The organism is Rhizobium sp. USDA 4016 (assembly GCF_056279705.1).
The window spans coordinates 973620-988988 of the sequence record NZ_JBWCCY010000004.1 but is presented as its reverse complement, the minus strand read 5'-3'; the positions used below and the strand labels follow the sequence as shown (position 1 = coordinate 988988).

15 protein-coding genes are annotated in these 15369 nt (G+C 60.0%); 5 read left to right on the top strand and 10 right to left on the bottom strand.

The annotated features are described in order from the left end of the window. The first annotated feature begins 245 nt into the window (after positions 1–245). Positions 246–1592, top strand: a complete 1347-nt coding sequence (locus ACZ9DP_RS20020) for a mechanosensitive ion channel family protein (RefSeq protein WP_194727704.1) — start codon at positions 246–248, stop codon at positions 1590–1592. Between the two features lie 46 nt (positions 1593–1638). Then, positions 1639–2145, top strand: coding sequence for a hypothetical protein (locus ACZ9DP_RS20015; protein WP_476203367.1), 507 nt, complete (start codon positions 1639–1641; stop codon positions 2143–2145). Positions 2146–2174: 29 nt separating this feature from the next. Here the strand turns inward: ACZ9DP_RS20015 and arsK are convergent, their stop codons facing one another. The 6 genes from arsK to ACZ9DP_RS19985 are packed head-to-tail and all read right to left on the bottom strand — an operon-like array spanning position 2175 to position 6095. Next, the gene (gene arsK / locus ACZ9DP_RS20010; protein WP_476203366.1) at positions 2175–3401 is read right to left on the bottom strand and encodes an arsenite efflux MFS transporter ArsK; all 1227 of its coding nucleotides are present in this window, start codon (positions 3399–3401) and stop codon (positions 2175–2177) included. Then, entirely contained in the window at positions 3398–4123 is a 726-nt protein-coding gene (arsH, locus tag ACZ9DP_RS20005; protein WP_476203365.1) for an arsenical resistance protein ArsH, read from the bottom strand. Before arsH ends, arsK begins: the two co-directional genes overlap by 4 nt. Beyond that, entirely contained in the window at positions 4098–4520 is a 423-nt protein-coding gene (arsC, locus tag ACZ9DP_RS20000; protein ID WP_074069213.1) for an arsenate reductase (glutaredoxin), read from the bottom strand. Before arsC ends, arsH begins: the two co-directional genes overlap by 26 nt. Next, entirely contained in the window at positions 4517–5209 is a 693-nt protein-coding gene (locus ACZ9DP_RS19995; protein WP_476203364.1) for an MIP/aquaporin family protein, read from the bottom strand. The genes arsC and ACZ9DP_RS19995 overlap by 4 nt, the downstream gene beginning before the upstream one ends. A 2-nt stretch (positions 5210–5211) precedes the next feature. After that, entirely contained in the window at positions 5212–5742 is a 531-nt protein-coding gene (locus tag ACZ9DP_RS19990) for an arsenate reductase ArsC (protein WP_476203363.1), read from the bottom strand. Beyond that, positions 5739–6095, bottom strand: coding sequence for an ArsR/SmtB family transcription factor (locus ACZ9DP_RS19985; RefSeq protein WP_476203362.1), 357 nt, complete (start codon positions 6093–6095; stop codon positions 5739–5741). The genes ACZ9DP_RS19990 and ACZ9DP_RS19985 overlap by 4 nt, the downstream gene beginning before the upstream one ends. A 42-nt stretch (positions 6096–6137) precedes the next feature. Between ACZ9DP_RS19985 and ACZ9DP_RS19980 the strand changes: the two genes are divergently transcribed. Both ACZ9DP_RS19980 and ACZ9DP_RS19975 read left to right on the top strand, forming a co-directional pair. Next, complete coding sequence (locus tag ACZ9DP_RS19980; protein ID WP_476203361.1) at positions 6138–6662, top strand: DUF6428 family protein; 525 nt, start codon at positions 6138–6140, stop codon at positions 6660–6662. 565 nt (positions 6663–7227) lie between these two features. Continuing rightward, on the top strand, positions 7228–8667 hold the full coding sequence (locus ACZ9DP_RS19975; protein ID WP_476205420.1) for an efflux transporter outer membrane subunit: 1440 nt from the start codon (positions 7228–7230) through the stop codon (positions 8665–8667). A gap of 680 nt (positions 8668–9347) precedes the next feature. Here ACZ9DP_RS19975 and ACZ9DP_RS19970 read toward each other — a convergent pair. From ACZ9DP_RS19970 to ACZ9DP_RS19955, 4 genes are all read right to left on the bottom strand, one after another. Continuing rightward, the gene (locus tag ACZ9DP_RS19970) at positions 9348–10115 is read right to left on the bottom strand and encodes a LuxR C-terminal-related transcriptional regulator (protein WP_092586462.1); all 768 of its coding nucleotides are present in this window, start codon (positions 10113–10115) and stop codon (positions 9348–9350) included. 383 nt (positions 10116–10498) lie between these two features. Further along, complete coding sequence (locus ACZ9DP_RS19965) at positions 10499–11206, bottom strand: Crp/Fnr family transcriptional regulator (protein ID WP_194727712.1); 708 nt, start codon at positions 11204–11206, stop codon at positions 10499–10501. Between the two features lie 249 nt (positions 11207–11455). Then, entirely contained in the window at positions 11456–12712 is a 1257-nt protein-coding gene (locus tag ACZ9DP_RS19960) for a polysaccharide pyruvyl transferase family protein (protein WP_476203360.1), read from the bottom strand. Further along, complete coding sequence (locus ACZ9DP_RS19955; RefSeq protein ID WP_476205419.1) at positions 12709–14142, bottom strand: hypothetical protein; 1434 nt, start codon at positions 14140–14142, stop codon at positions 12709–12711. Before ACZ9DP_RS19955 ends, ACZ9DP_RS19960 begins: the two co-directional genes overlap by 4 nt. Positions 14143–14359: 217 nt before the next feature. Here ACZ9DP_RS19955 and ACZ9DP_RS19950 point away from each other — a divergent pair, with 217 nt between their 5' ends. Beyond that, positions 14360–15142, top strand: coding sequence for a glycoside hydrolase family 16 protein (locus tag ACZ9DP_RS19950; RefSeq protein WP_237361706.1), 783 nt, complete (start codon positions 14360–14362; stop codon positions 15140–15142). Positions 15143–15369: the final 227 nt, after the last annotated feature.

Below are 15369 nucleotides of genomic sequence, written 5' to 3'. Positions count from 1 at the left end.
ATAGGATATGAAAGCAAACCTATCGAGTGGCGACGGCGTGAGGCACAATTGCTTGAAACCGAAGCCTAGGATGCACCCGATCAAGCGATCGCCCTTCCGCGGTCGGTCGATTTTACCTGGTGAGTTCGGCCGCAGAGGAACTCTACCCGCGTGCCCACTTCAGGCCGGACGAACTGCCTCGACACTCGCACTTGAACAAAACCCCTCTCCCGCTGGTTATTCTGCAAAATCGCGAGAGAACGACGATGGATTTCCTAGAGGCCGTCAACGCTGCCGGATCCTGGCTGCAGGCTTTCCTTCTCAATGAGTGGACGCTCTATCAGTCCGCCCTGATTGTCGCCGGTTACCTGCTTTCCGGCTTGCTGGCAAAACGGATCGAGCCGGCTCTGGAATCGCGCGCCCGCACCATCAAGGGAAATCCGGATCTGCTTCGCGTCATCATCGCATTCATGCGGCGAACACGCTGGCTCTTTCTGATTGTGCTGCTGGCGATTGCGGATGTGGTGCTGTTGCGAATTGCGTGGCCATCGCACCGGTGGCTGGTAGCAACAGCCCTCACTCTCGTGGTGGCGTGGTTCGTCATCTCGGTACTCACGCGCATCATCCGAAACCAGATGCTGGCGCGTGTCGTTGCCGCCGCCGGCTGGTTCTACTTTGCACTTTATGCGCTTGGGCTGGATCGCGCGCTTCTGGCAGCACTCGATGGTATTGCCGTCAATCTCGGCGCCGTTCGCCTTTCTATGCTGCTCGTCTTGAAGGCCATCGTCCTTTCCGTCGCGCTGATCTGGCTTGCGGTTCTGATCGGCAACATGTCGTCGAACTGGATCCAGAAGTCCGCGGATCTCACGCCCTCCTTGAAGGTTCTCATCAGCAAACTGATCAAGATTGGGCTCATTGTCTTTGCGGGCACGATCGCCTTGTCTGCGACAGGCATCGACCTGACGGCGCTCACGGTTTTTTCAGGTGCTGTCGGCGTCGGCATTGGTTTCGGCCTGCAGAAGGTCGTCTCCAACTTCATATCCGGAATCATCATCCTGCTCGATAAATCCATCAAACCGGGCGACACGATTACGCTGGGGGAAACCTTCGGCTCTATCCGCGACCTGCGCTCCCGCTTCGTCTCCGTCATCACCAGAGATGGCAAGGAGTACCTCATTCCAAACGAAGACTTCATTTCCCAGCAAGTCGTCAACTGGTCGTTTTCCAGCGATTATGTCCGCATCGAGGTGGATTTCGGAACCTCGTATGACAGCGATCCGCACGAGGTTGCCCGCATCGCGATCGAGGCGGCCAAGACCATTCCGCGGGTTGCCGGCACCTACGCCCAGCCGGTCTGCTGGATGACGGCCTTCGGGGCATCATCGGTCGATTTCAAGCTGAGATTCTGGATCTCCGACCCGAGCAACGGCCTTACCAACGTGCGCGGTGAAGTACTCATGGCATTATGGGATGCATTCAAGGCAGCCGGCATTTCGATCCCGTTCCCGCATCGCGAAATCATCATGAAGACACCTGTCGAGCTTGCCCGCGCATCTCTTCGGCAACGGCCAGATGATGAGCGCGCTTCCGGCAGCCCAAAATCCGGGAACTGAACTGCCTCAAAGACGTTCGGCAATATCCGTACACGAGGTCACCGCCATGCGCCGCGCCGTTTACTTGCTCTCCCTCACACTCGCCGCCTCCCAGCCGCTTGCGGCAGCCGCTCAGGAAGCCAATTTCCTCCAGTCGCTTGCCGGAAACTGGCAAGGTGCAGGCCAGGTGCTGATGCGGATCGGCAGCGATCCGGTCAACGTGCGATGCAGCTTCGCAACGACGGCGGGCCGAGCCAACTTCTCCATGAACGGCAACTGCCGGGGCTTTGTCGTCGTGCGCCGGGCCGTTTCGGCAAATCTGAGGGTCAGCGGCGGGCGATATACCGGGACCTATGTCGGACCGATGGGCCTGCCGTCTGCGCTTTCTGGAAGCCGCCGCGGAAACGCCATCAATCTTTCCGTACGCTGGGCCCGCCCCGTGAACGGCGACCGGAACGCCACCATGACCATCGAGAAGGTCGGGGCGGATGGCTTGCGCCTGCGCACGGTCGATCGCGACCATGCGACCGGAGGGTCGGTCGTCACCAGCAACATCGATCTTATGCGTCAGTGAACTTCCGCAAGTCTGTCCAGCCGGTTTCGTCAGTTGCTCGTCTGCGTCGCGGCCGCTTCCGAGGCCGAGCCGTTCCTGGCGAGTTGCCCGATGGCCACCAGAACCAGCACGGCAAGGACGCCTGCCGCCGATGTCAACGCCAGCGACCAGACGACGCCGATGCTCCCGATCAGGTAGGCCAGCGCAAAGGGTGCGACCGCCGACACGATCAGGCGCGCCGCCATCACCCGGCCCTGCATCTTTCCATAGCCGTCGCTTCCGAAGAGCAACAGCGGAAGCGTTCCGGTGACGATGCTGAAAAGGCCGTTCCCCAGGCCGAAGACAACTGCGAATGCGATGGCGCCGGCAACGGAAGGCGCGGTCGGGATGAGCAGGAATACCGCTGCCGACATAAGCGTGGCCGCTATGATGGCAAGCTTGAGCGGCGGCAGGTTCACGCCGAAGAGCATGTTCGTCAACCTGCTGAGAACCTGCGAGGGGCCAAAGAACGTCCCGACCAGCGCCGCTGTCGCGCCGAGCCCGAGGCCGGAAAGCAGCGGCACCATATGGACGAGGATGGCCGAACTCACCAGCGACTGGAGGGAGAAGGAAAGCGCCATCAGAACGAAACCCATCCTGCGCGCCGATGCGGCAAGCGTTCCTTCCACGCGTCTCGCCGGCGAGGCCTTGCCGCTTCGCTCCCGGTTTCGGCGCATCTGCCGCGAGAGCACGGCATGGATAGGCAGGCAGATGATGAGGTTGAGGCCCGCGAATACCAGATAGACCTGCTGCCACGACATCTCAGCGTGCAGCATCGTCGTGATCGGCCAGAAGATCGTCGAGGCAAACCCGCCGATGAGCGTCAGGTAGGTGATGCTCCGTTGTGCCGCCTGCGGCCGGATCTGCACGAGCAGCGCGAAGGCCGCGCCATATTGAACGAGGTTCGACGCCGCCTCGATGCCGATTAGCGCCGCCACGAAGGAAATCCTGCCGGGCGCCAGCGCGCAGGCGACAAGTGCCGCCGCCGCGGTCGCCGATCCCGCCGTCATGATCCGTCCGGCGCCGAAGCGGTCGATCCATTTACCGAGCGCAGGTGCCATAAGGCCGCCGATCAGGAGAGCCGCGGACAATGCGCCGAAGACGGCCTCGGACGGCCATCCGAGATCCCGCGACATATCGGGGGCGAGGATGCTGAAGCTGTAATAGAGCGTGCCGTAGCCGATGATCTGCGTGATGCCAAGGGCGATAATGGCAGCAATCGGCGGAGGTTCGGTCATATGGATTTCAGGCTCACGCGCTGTTCGAGCTTATCGGCCTCTTCCTTGCGCTCGCTGTAGCGATCGGTGAGATAGGCTGAAGCGTCGCGGGTAAGCCACGTGAATTTCACCAATTCCTCGCAGACGTCAACCACCCGGTCGTAATAAGACGAGGATCTCATGCGGCCGTCCGCGTCGAACTCCTGAAAAGCCTTGGCGACTGACGACTGGTTCGGAATCGTGATCATGCGCATCCAGCGGCCGAGCATGCGCATCTGCCCAACGGCGTTGAAAGACTGCGAGCCGCCCGACACCTGCATGACGGCGAGCGTCTTGCCCTGCGTTGGCCGCACCGAGCCTACCGAAAGCGGAATCCAGTCGATCTGCGCCTTCATGATGCCGGTCATGGCGCCATGGCGTTCCGGCGAAACCCATACCTGCCCTTCCGACCACTGCGAGACATCGCGCAGTTCCTGGACCTTCGGATGGCTCACCGGCTCCGCATCAGGAAGCGGCAATCCCTCCGGATTGAATATCCGCACCTCGCAGCCGAAGTGCTCGAGCAGGCGCGCCGCCTCATGGGCGAGCAGCCTGCTATAGGAGACCGTGCGTAGCGAACCGTAGAGGATCAGGATACGGGGCTTGTGCTTCGAGAATGGCGGTTGCAGCGCTGCCAGATCGAGCGGCCGCAGATGTTCGCGGGAGGCTGCCGGCAGATCAGACAATGCGCCTGCCTTCCGCATCGAGAACCTGTTCGCCGTCTTCCTTGGCGAAGGCGCCCTTATGGGTCTCCGGCAGGATATCAAGAACCGCCTCGGATGGCCGCGCGAGCCGCGTGCCGAGCGGCGTCACGACGAAGGGCCGGTTGATGAGGATCGGATCTTTCAGCATCGCATCGAGAAGCTGATCGTCGGTCAGGGCCGCGTCATCGAGCCCGAACTCCGCATAGGGCGTACCCTTCTCGCGGATGGCCTGGCGCACCGTCAGGCCGGCGTCGGCGATCATCTTGACTAGCTCCGAGCGCGACGGCGGAGTTTGCAGATACTCGATGACCGTCGGCTCGATCCCGGCATTGCGGATCATCGCCAGCGTGTTGCGCGACGTGCCGCAATCTGGGTTGTGATAGATGGTGGCTTTCATAGCTTTGCCTTAGGTGAGAGGGTTGACGATGCACCCGGCTGCAGCAACCAGGTGAAAAGAAAGAGCGCCACGACCGCGCCGGCGATTTCGGCGATCCAGAAGCCCGGAAGATCGACCGGGCGGATGCCGGAAAAGGTGTCGGTCAGCGAGCGGGCGAAGGCAACGGCCGGATTGGCGAAGGAAGTCGAAGCGGTGAACCAGTAGGCGGCCGTGATATAAAGCCCCACCAACCATGGCACCGCCTTCTGCTCGAAGCGGATCCCGGCGAGGATCACCGCCACCAAGCCGAAGGTCGCGACACCTTCGGAAAACCATTGCGCCCCGCCGGTGCGCACCGTTGTCGACAGCTGGACGAGCGGAAGATCGAACATCAGATGGGCCGCAATCGTCCCGATGGCGCCGCCAGCAACCTGCGCCAGGACGTAGCAGAGGAAATCGCGTTTCGGCAGCGACCGCGATATCGCGAAGACCAGCGAGACCGCCGGATTGAAATGAGCTCCGGAAACCGGCGCGAGGATAGTGATCAGCACCACCAGGATGGCGCCGGTCGCCAGCGTGTTGCCGAGCAGCGCCAGTCCTACATCCTGCGTCAGCGATGTCGCCATGATGCCCGACCCGACCACGGTCGCGACGAGAAGTGCTGTGCCGAGGCCCTCGGACACCAGGCGGCGCGGCAGATCGAACATCATCGTTATCCTGCCTTCACCGGATTGCTCGTCGAACCTTCCATGGCGCCGATCTGGCGCAGGTGCTGCTCCAGAGCGAGCTTGTCGATCGACGACAAAGGCAGGCTCAGGAATGCCATGATCCGGTTCTTCAGGAACCGTGCGGCCTGCGCGAAAGCCCGGCCCTTCTCGACTTCGCTGCCCTCGACAGCGGCCGGATCCTCGACGCCCCAGTGGGCAGTCATCGGATGGCCGATCCAGACAGGGCAGGCTTCGCCCGCGGCGCTGTCGCAGACCGTGAAGATGAAATCCATTTCCGGCGCACCCGCCTCGGCAAACACGTCCCAGCTCTTCGAGCTGAAGCCGGTCGAAGGATAGCCCAGCGCCTGCAGCTCCTTCAGCGCATAGGGATTGACCTTACCGTTGGGTTGGCTCCCTGCCGAAAACGCTCGGAAGCGGCCCTTGCCTTCGGCGTTGAGAATGGACTCCGCCAGGATCGAGCGGGCGGAATTGCCGGTGCACAGGAACAGCACATGGTAGAGACGGTCGGCAGTCATTGCACTTTCTCCTCCACTTTAGGCGCGCAGCATGCGGCGACCGCCGCCACAGGCGCGCAGATTTCAGGGTTCCCGGCGCAGCAATCTTCCATCAGGAAGCGGATCAGACCGCCCAGCGCATTATAGTTCGCGGTGTAGATGATCGAGCGCGATTCACGCTTCTGGCTGATGAGGCCGGATCGTTCGAGCTCCTTGAGATGGAAGGAGACATTCGACGGCGAGACGGCCGTCTTCTCCGCAACCATGCCGGCGGCCATGCCGTCTGGACCCGCGACCACCAGCATGCGGACGATCTGCAGGCGGGTCTCCTGGGAGAGCGCGGCGAAGGCGCTCAGGGCTTGACGTTGATCCATATTTCAATAATCCTTGAATCGTTGAAATTAGGATTAATGCAAATGAACGCGATCGACAACAGCAAAATGCAGGACCGCGACATCAGCCTCGGCCCGCTTCTCGACTTCCTGGCAGGCGCCAAGGATTTGCCCTTGGTTTTCCATTACGACGGCCGGCCGGTGAAACCGGGCTACCACGTCACCGAAGTCAAGGCCGGTGAGTTCGCAGCGCTCGACTGCGGCGCCAACCCGGAAGCATGGCGAGAGATTTTCATCCAGCTATGGGACATCGAAGAGGACGACCGCACGCATATGCCGGCTGGAAAATTCCATGCAATCATCCGCAAGGTGACCGAGCATGTGAAGCTCGACGGGTCTGCGAGGCTGACATTCGAAATCAGCGACGGCATGCGGCCAATGCAGCTTTATTGCGCGGCCATGCCGGCCCTGCTGGGCGGCATGGTGCACGTCGAACTTGCGCCTCGCCCGGCAAGCTGCAAGCCGCGCGACCGCTGGCTCAAAGAGGAAGCACGAAAGACTGAAGCCTGCTGCAGGCCCACGCATGGCAAAGATACCTGCTGCGCCTAGAAGGCATTGAAAAGCCAACGGCCCACATCAGCGACAGTTATCTCCGGCCCTTCCTAATCATATTGGGCAGGTTGATATGTCGTCGGGACACTGCCGTTATACGTTCCATGAGGTTTGTGCTGTTTTACATTGTAGCGTGCTTTTCCGTCAGCCTTGCTGTGGGCGTCACCATATATCCGATCTTTGAACCGCCACCCGAGCCGGCGCAGGATTCCTCGCGGCAAAGCTCCCGTCCTCAAGCAGCCAGGATGGCGGGCAAGACCTCTCGCCTGATGCCTTGCGCCAATGCCTCGTCCTGCCTCCAGGCGCCAACGAGCGCTGACCCGAACGACGCTTTTCGTTTCCGACCACCGGTTTTTGTGCCGGCCTCTCCCCGCACCCCGTCGGCGGGTGTACCCGCGAGACGTGAGCTTTAAATGGTTGCCCCGGCCCCAGACCAAGCCCTCCGCATCGTCGCATTCCGGCAGCAGGTCGACCGAACGCGCGAATGCAACGCTTCATTAACCACGTCTAGCGTACTTTTGGCAAAACCAAGGAGGTCGGCAGGTTGAGGGGGCGAACAACACTGGCTCGTAGCGCAGCGTATTTCGTAATCGCGTCTTTGCTGGCGGGCTGCGTGAGCGGACCGGACCACACGCCTCCGGAGATGCCGCTGCCGGCGAAATTCGGTGAGGGCAGCACCAAGAATATCGGTGATGTTGCGACGGTGGCCTGGTGGTCGGCCTATCGTGACAGGCAGCTCGACAGTCTGGTGGCGCGCGGCATCGACCAGAACCTCGACGTGCTGCAGGCGATGGAGCGCATCAATTCGGCGTCCTCGAATGTGACGGTCGCCGGGGCCGGTTCGCTGCCGAGCCTGGTGGTCGGCGCCTCGCACACGGTGTCGGGCCAGATGGGCTCGGAGCGCACCCGGGTGGGTGCTACCAACACCACTGGCGGCGAGGCCAATGTCTCCTGGCTGCTCGATCTCTTCGGCCAGTACCGCCGCTCCAAGGAAAGCGCGCTTGCCTCGCTCGATTCGGCCTATGCCAGCGCCGACGTGGCCCGGCTTGCCTTCCTGCAGGATCTCGTCTCGACCTATATCGACGCCCGCTTCTACCAGGAGCGCATTGCGCTGTCGAAGGCCAACCTGCAATCGCGCCGGGAGACCTTCGACCTCACCAAGTTCCAGCTGGAAGCCGGGGCCGCCTCCAGGCTCGACGTCGTCCAGGCCGAGGGCCTGGTGCAGTCGACGCAGGCCGAAATCCCCGGTCTGGAAACCAACTTCCGCGTCTCGGCGCATCACATCGCCACGCTGCTCGGCCTGCCGGCCTCCTCGCTGATGGCCGAACTGCAGAGGGGGGCCGCCCAGCCGGTCTACCGTGCCGGCATCATCTCCGGCATCCCGGCCGACCTGATCCGCAACCGTCCCGACATCCGCGTGGCCGAGCGCAATCTGGCAGCGGCGACCGCCAATATCGGCGTCGCCCAATCGCAGCTTTATCCGTCGATCGCGCTGTCCGGCTCGATCTCGCCGACCTGGGTCAACCCGGCCAGTGGCCGCGGCGGCGGCCTGACCACCTGGTCCTTCGGCCCGACGCTCAACCTGCCGATCTTCGACGGCGGCCGCCTGCGCGCCAATGTCGACATTGCCAAGTCGGACGCCAAGACCGCCTATCTCGCCTGGAAGGCAGCGGTGCTCAACGCCGTCGAGGAGGTGGAGAACGCGCTGTCGGCGGTGCGCCGCGACGCCCAGACGGTGGAAGCGCTGCGCGCCCAGGTCAAGACGACGCAGGAATCGCTGGAACTGTCGACGGCAAGCTACAAGGACGGCGCCTCCTCGCTGCTCGACGTGCTCGACGCCCAGCGCCAGGTGTCGCTGGCCCAGGCGAGCCTGGCGGCGGCCGTGCAGCAGATGGCCAAGGACTACGTCTCCCTCAACGTCGCCATCGGCGGCGGCTATGCCCCGGGCGGCAAGGTCAACTCTGTCTCCGCCACCGTGGCAAAGGGCCCCACAAAGAGCTGAAAAAGCCGAAGCACGCGGCGCGACCGCTCGCGGTCAAGGAAAAAGGACCCGTTCTGCCTATTGACGAGCCCTTCTCCCTTCATCGGAGGAGTAATGAGACGGTCTCGCAAGGATGATACCGCTCTCAAGCATCAGACCACGATTTCCCGGTCTTGAACATTTCTACAAATGGATGAGCCTGCCCTACGCCCCGATACGCGCTATGACGATCGCGCGAACGCGCTTCCTGTACCGGAAGAGGACAGGAACCGGCCCGCTCGGCTATCACCCAAAGGGATTAGTTGATTTCGTGCAGTAGTATGGCATCCTTGCGTCGGGATCGGGGGCAGTACCGAGTAGAACCAATTCCAAATGCGGCAGCTAATACTCGCGGGCTAATGACCGCGAAAAGCTCCTTGCGGAAGGGCTCGCTTCATTGCTGAAGCGAGCCCGGCTTTTTCGGCCCCCAAGAATATCGAGCAGTCTTCAGTCTTATACAGAATAACAGCGTCCCCGCTTGTAGGGGCGCCGGGGATACTCAGATCCTCTTCCTTCTCGGCCAACAAGCATCGGAACTCGGCTCCTTCGAGGCAAACCGCGCATTCCACCCCTGACCCAGGTGGCACTCGAGACGGCCCTGCCCGCGAAAGCATGCGAAGGCTTCACAGCAATTCGGGGAGTTCAGCAGCAACCACGCATGATCAATGCATGAAATCCCTGATCTTGTAGGCAACCTCCGTCCGGTTGGTGGCATTCAGCTTTTTCATGATGTTGCGGATGTGAACCTTTACCGTACTTTCGCAAAGCTTCATTTCATACGCGATGATCTTGTTGGCCTTGCCGCGCAGCAAGGCTTCTGCCACGACCGCTTCACGCGGCGTGAAGAGTTCATCGGTGCAGTTCATGCCGTTGCTGACAGCACTGATCACATGCCTCGCAGCAAGAATGCTGCTCGCGGGAATGAAAATTCCCCCGGCCTGGGCCAGTCCGATCGCTTCTGCAGCAACGCCAATACTGACAGTGGTGGGTATGTAGCCTCGGGCGCCGTATTCCAGCGCTTTGAGGATTTGCGAAAGTTCGTCGCTTTCCGCCCCCACGACGACAGGGCTGGATTTGAACTTCTCGGTCAATTTCGCGATCGCTTGGCCCACATCGGCATCCGTGATCTTCTTTCCGCCGATCATCAAAAGGATGACGGCGGGATCATGCTGGATATGCTGGTTCTGCCAGTCCTCCAGCGAATTGGCGGAAATGATGTTCAAGGCCGGTTGATACTCGCGAAGGCTGCGTGACAGGCACTCCCGGTCAAGCGCCCGCGAATCGATCAGCAGCAGATACTCCGCATGCTCTTCCGTCGTGACGAAATTCGCCGACGACAGACTCCGTACCGGATCCCTCGCCTTCAAGGAAATGAGGCGGGTTGTCCTTGCGATACCAGTATTTTCGTTGGTTATTTGTTGCCCGTTCACAGCCGACTCCTACTCTCAACAAAATTGGCAGCCAAAACTAGGGGCCAATTTGAAATACATACGCTTTACTTGCAAATCATACGATTAGATCAAACTTTAGGGCCAGATCTAAAGTACTTTTACAGTCGTATGAAATCCAAACGCCCAACATTAAACTTGCATTAATTATAAATGTCGGCATTAACATATGTTAACCACTACTCATAAAAGATCACATCTAGAACTTATTTCTTACCGCACAATAACATTGCCCCTAATCACTTTAGCCACAAAGAGCTACGAATATTGTGAATAATCCTCATATTTTATAGAATTATCCACAGAGATGCCCTGTCGGCTCTTCTTTCGAATAGCCCCAAAACACCTGGAAGTATTTCAGGAATTTACAGCCGGCGCTCCGCAGGCGGCGCCAGGTAGCTTGGGTCGAAATCGACCAGTTCCTCGAGTTTCTTCCTGTCGAGGAACTCGACGACGCCACTTTTGAATACAAGCAGGCCGCTGAGCCGCATATCTTTCAGGACGCGATTGATATGGACGGTCGAAAGACCGACGGCATCACCGATTTCGGCCTGTGTCAGCGGACATTCAAAACCATCCGCCGACTCGTGCTGGAAGACACCCAGCCGAACGGCCAGCTCGAGAAGAAGGTGCGCCGTCCGGGCAAGAGCATCGCGGCGCCCGATATTCGCCATCCTTTCGGTCAGCCGGGCTTGACGGCGCACCATCTCCAGGAGCAGCGCGCGGTGCAGGTCGTTCGAAGCGCTCTCGGGCTTTCGATCGCCGAGCGCCGGCAGCTCGTAGATGCGGATGTTGGAGAGCGCCTGCATCGTCTCGCGCGACAATTCCGCCGAAGCAGTCCACACGATATCGCCGGGAAGCGAAAAATCGGACACCATGCGTGTGCCATTTGGAAGCAGCTTCCAGGATATTATCCAGCCGCTGATCAGATAGAAGATGCGGGCCCGGCGATTTCCGACCTCGAAGATCGTTTCGCCGGCTTGGTAACCGCGGTACGCTCCCCCCGCAAATTCGCGACGCTTGAGATGACGACTTGCCGAAAGCTCATATTCCGCGGTGGTCAGTGTTACCATTCCCCAAACCCCGTAAGCGAACATCCGCTTTGACTGAACAAAAGTATAATCTTAAGGTTGGAAAATACACAATATCATGCGTCTTTTGCCGTGTCGCTTACTCCATATTGCTTAAGTTGCTTGGGAGTGCGGTGTTGCAGCCTGTCGCAGGACTTTACGCGCATACATTGAATCTTTTGCGGGCGACGGGAAACAACGCTCCGCTGTGATCGGCAAGCCAGGGGAACATCTGGTCTTTCAGTGCGGAATTCAACGAGGGCCGGCCGCAATGCCTCGCACGTCGTCCGACATCGGATATTCGCTGATCAGGCCTGGCCGCAGCGCAAATCGCAAGCGCCGCATTCCCGTTTCCGCACAGTCCATCGTCAGATTATATCTTTCCTGATCAATACCTTGGGCGAGCGCGGCTTTTAGAAGAGCAGGAATTTCGCTTACCGTTACATGCTCTTCATCCACAAAATAGGCTTCGCGCCCGACGGAGCGGAAGAAGCCCTCGACCTTTTTATCCCAGCTTAGTCCGACATGCGCAATGCGTAAGGAATAGGCGGCGATGCAGGCGTGGAGGCGATGGGAAACGATGGCATCCGCGGCATTCAACAGCCGCAGCAACTGCCCTACGTCCGCAGGCCGATCGGCAAGATGGAGTACGCCTGAGGTAAGATGACGTACCATCGAGCCTTCGTTCACGATCGTCCTCGCGAAAATGTGATCTTCCGTGGCGCCGTTGCAGAACAGCATGACGCTGAATCCGTCCTCGATCAGCGCGTTTACAAGCTTGCAGTACCCAGCCGCATCCCCAAGCGGTATCGGGCCCGTCTGGCTGGCATGCCGCGTGAGCACGACCGGTTCAGTGACGCAGATGGCGACCGTCTTTTTCGCGCTCGGTACGCGCGTCGTATCGGCTATCTGGGCGATCAGGAGCCCGGGATCAGGGATGATGTCCGGAACTGGACCGGCCGGAAAATGACGGCGCCAGCTATCGTAAGCAAACCTGTCGCGCACCGAGAGGTGCAGCAGCCGCACGCCGCCGATGCGGGCGAACAGTCGCCTGGCTGGCTCTGACCAATCGGAGCTTACGCCGACAGCATAAATCGCAAGCGGGCGGTCGAAGCGCCGAACGCAATCCAGAACTGTTCCGATCTTTAACGGGAAATTCAGGTCGTCGTCCTGGAACAGATTGCCGCCTCCGATGACGACTGCATCCGCCGCGGCAATCTTCCGTTCCCATTCCCCACGCTGCCGCCGGAGCGCTCGCCGGACGACGAACCCGACAACCAGCCGCCGCGCAGGCTTTGGCAACCTTTGAAGCAGCTTGAGCAGATGCCGGCGCCGGCTGCTGCTTGCACCGCCGAACCCGCGACGGCCGGCAAGATCGACAGTCTCCACCTCGATGCCGCCGCCCGTTTGCGAAAGGCCGTGCTCGATGCAAAAAGCCAATATGCCGTCGCCAAGGTTTTCGCTGTATTTGACGTTGAAGACGACGATCTTGAAGGGCATCCTGCTCATGACCGCCGATCCAGTAAGCTCATGGTATTAGAGGCAGAGGCCCTCGCGCGGAGCGGATAGGGCGCAGTCAGGGCGGTCGTGGCGCCGGCAAGAATGTAGATCATCAGCCCGAGATCATAGACGGTGCCTGATGTGGAAGCCGTGACCAGCACCGCCAGGATCCCCATTTTCGCGGCGCGTATTGCCGCACCGCATTCATTCGGCTGCGACGATCCAACAGCCGGCTTCAACGACAGTACGGACCATATGAACAGCGCGAACAAAAACGCGCCGAGCACCCCGATATTGGACAGCAGCACCAGCACGAAGCTGGAGGCCCGTGCACTACCCAGCCCCGCACCGAAACCGAACGTGTCGAGGAACGTCTTGTAGGCAACGGCATTCCATTCCGCACGCTCTTGTCCCGACTGGCTGTCGACTTTCGAAAACAGCATCTCGTCGAAGAAGCCGGCAACGCCTGCCGAAAGTCCGGGCAGCGTCGCCAGGACAAGAAACACGATGAGCGGGGCCGCCGCGAGCGAGCCGGCAATAAAGAGCGCCGGTTGGCGAGATCGGTCAGCGGGCGACCGGAAAAACGATCGCAAGAAAAGGACCGGAACAATAATCGCCAGACCGATAAGCCCCGTCGCCGATGTCGAAAAGAGCAATGCGATGAACAGAAGCCACGTCAAAGGGCCGATTGCCCGGCCACGGACGCCTTCGAGCCAGAGGCTGGCGATGATGGCAAACAGCACCAGCGTATAGCCAGCAAATGCCGATGCTTCCGGAAAAGTCCCCGAAATCCTCTTCAGCCCGCCCTTTTCGGCAGCGGTCAGCAGCGCGTAGTTTGCCGTCCTGACAAAGCCGAGCAAAAATTCGGTCCGCGTGAAATAGGTGACGATATCGGCCAGTGCGAAGCTCAATGTTACCGTCGCGGTGACCAACACGGCTTTGATGAGATCGTCATGCGCGCCTGCGCGCCTAAAGAAGGCGAAGGTGCTGGCGAACGCCACCAGGCCGCCCACGGCATAGACGGTCTGCGTTATATTGCTCGACGAGGCACGCAGCGGCACGAGCGAGATTATGTTTCGCAGGCCGACCGACCGCTCGACGATCATGGTTTCCGTCATTCCTTGAAACAACCGCGGAAGGAACAATGCCGTAAACAGTCCGAAGACCGTCAATACCAACAGGATGAATCCAGCGCGCGACGGAGAGACTGCAGCGAAGATCTGTCCCTCGCCGAATGCCATGAAGATGCGTAGAACGAAAAACAGCAGAAGTAGGTTGGGCACCAGGATTGACGCTCCGCCCATTCCGGGCAGCGCAATGGCCGCCGCCGCGCCGAATGCAGTCGACAGCATCATCCATGTGAAAGAATGCCTGACCGGGGCGAACACCAGAATTGCTCCCAGCACAATGGTCATCAGCCCAATGAATTCGACCCGCATCCACCGCACCCAGTTTTCCTCAACAGAAAGCTATCATGCGCCGAAGCGGCTTGTATTTACGTCCGCCTTAAGCCCTTTGCGGTAGTCCTTCGGTCGAATTGGGCCCTTTCCCGCGAAAGTGCGCGTCGGTACGGTCCGCGGCATGAGAACGTTTACGCTCAAAACCTGTCTTCGTCGTACAGGCTGGCCGCGATCGTCTGGCCGCCGGCTGGGAATCGTGATCGCTGCCGCGCTTCTGTGCGCCGGCCTGGCACATGCCGAAGACTGCGTGCCCGGCGACACCGGCGATCAAATCGATACCGAGGAGATGAAGCTCACTTTCGAAGACAACTTCGATGATCTCAGCGTGTCGGCCTGGGGGCCCGGAACCCGCTGGATCGCTCATACGCCGTGGTCTGGCGATTTCGGCGGCGCCCGTTTTGCCAATCCCGAACTCGGTTTTCCGTTTGTCGTCACCGACGGCGTTCTGCGCATCGAGGCGGCCCGCAACGCCCAGGGCGATTGGCGTTCCGGGCTGCTTGCCTCCGTTGACCCCAAGGGAATTGGCTTTTCGCAGTGCTACGGATATTTCGAGACGCGCGCCCAGCTGCCCATCGGGCCTGGCGTGTGGCCAGCTTTCTGGCTGATTGGCAAGGATAGGTCGAAATCGACCGCCGAGATCGATGTTCTTGAATTCTACGGAGACAAACCGGAAGGATATTCTTCGACCGTCCATGTCTGGCACCGCGGTGGCGGGCATTATTCGGATTTCTCGCGCATCGAGGTGTTCCGCGACGCAAGGCCCACCGACTTTCATACATATGGCGTGAAAATAGATTCCGAATTCATCCGCATGTATTTCGACGAGAAGCTGGTCTGGAAAACTAAAACCCAGCCGGAGCACCGCCAGCCGATGTATATCCTTGTCAATCTGGGACTGGCGAAAGACGCTGGCGAAATGAACGTTCCCGATCCTTCGCATATGTTCGTGGATTACGTCCGGGCTTATAGCGTCAGGTGACGCTCCGCAACCGCAGGCTCACCCTCGCATCCGATCAATTATCCATCCGCACTCTAAAAAAACGCATGTATCACAAGGCGTTAGCAGAGGTGCGCGGGCGCCTGCCACATGGGACAGGGTATGGGAAAACCGGCCCTCTAAGACTTTCGTGCACTTGCTGTCATCCCAATGATCAACTGGCGATTTTCCTCGATCATGAAATCCTGTCTCCTCATTCTTTCGATGGG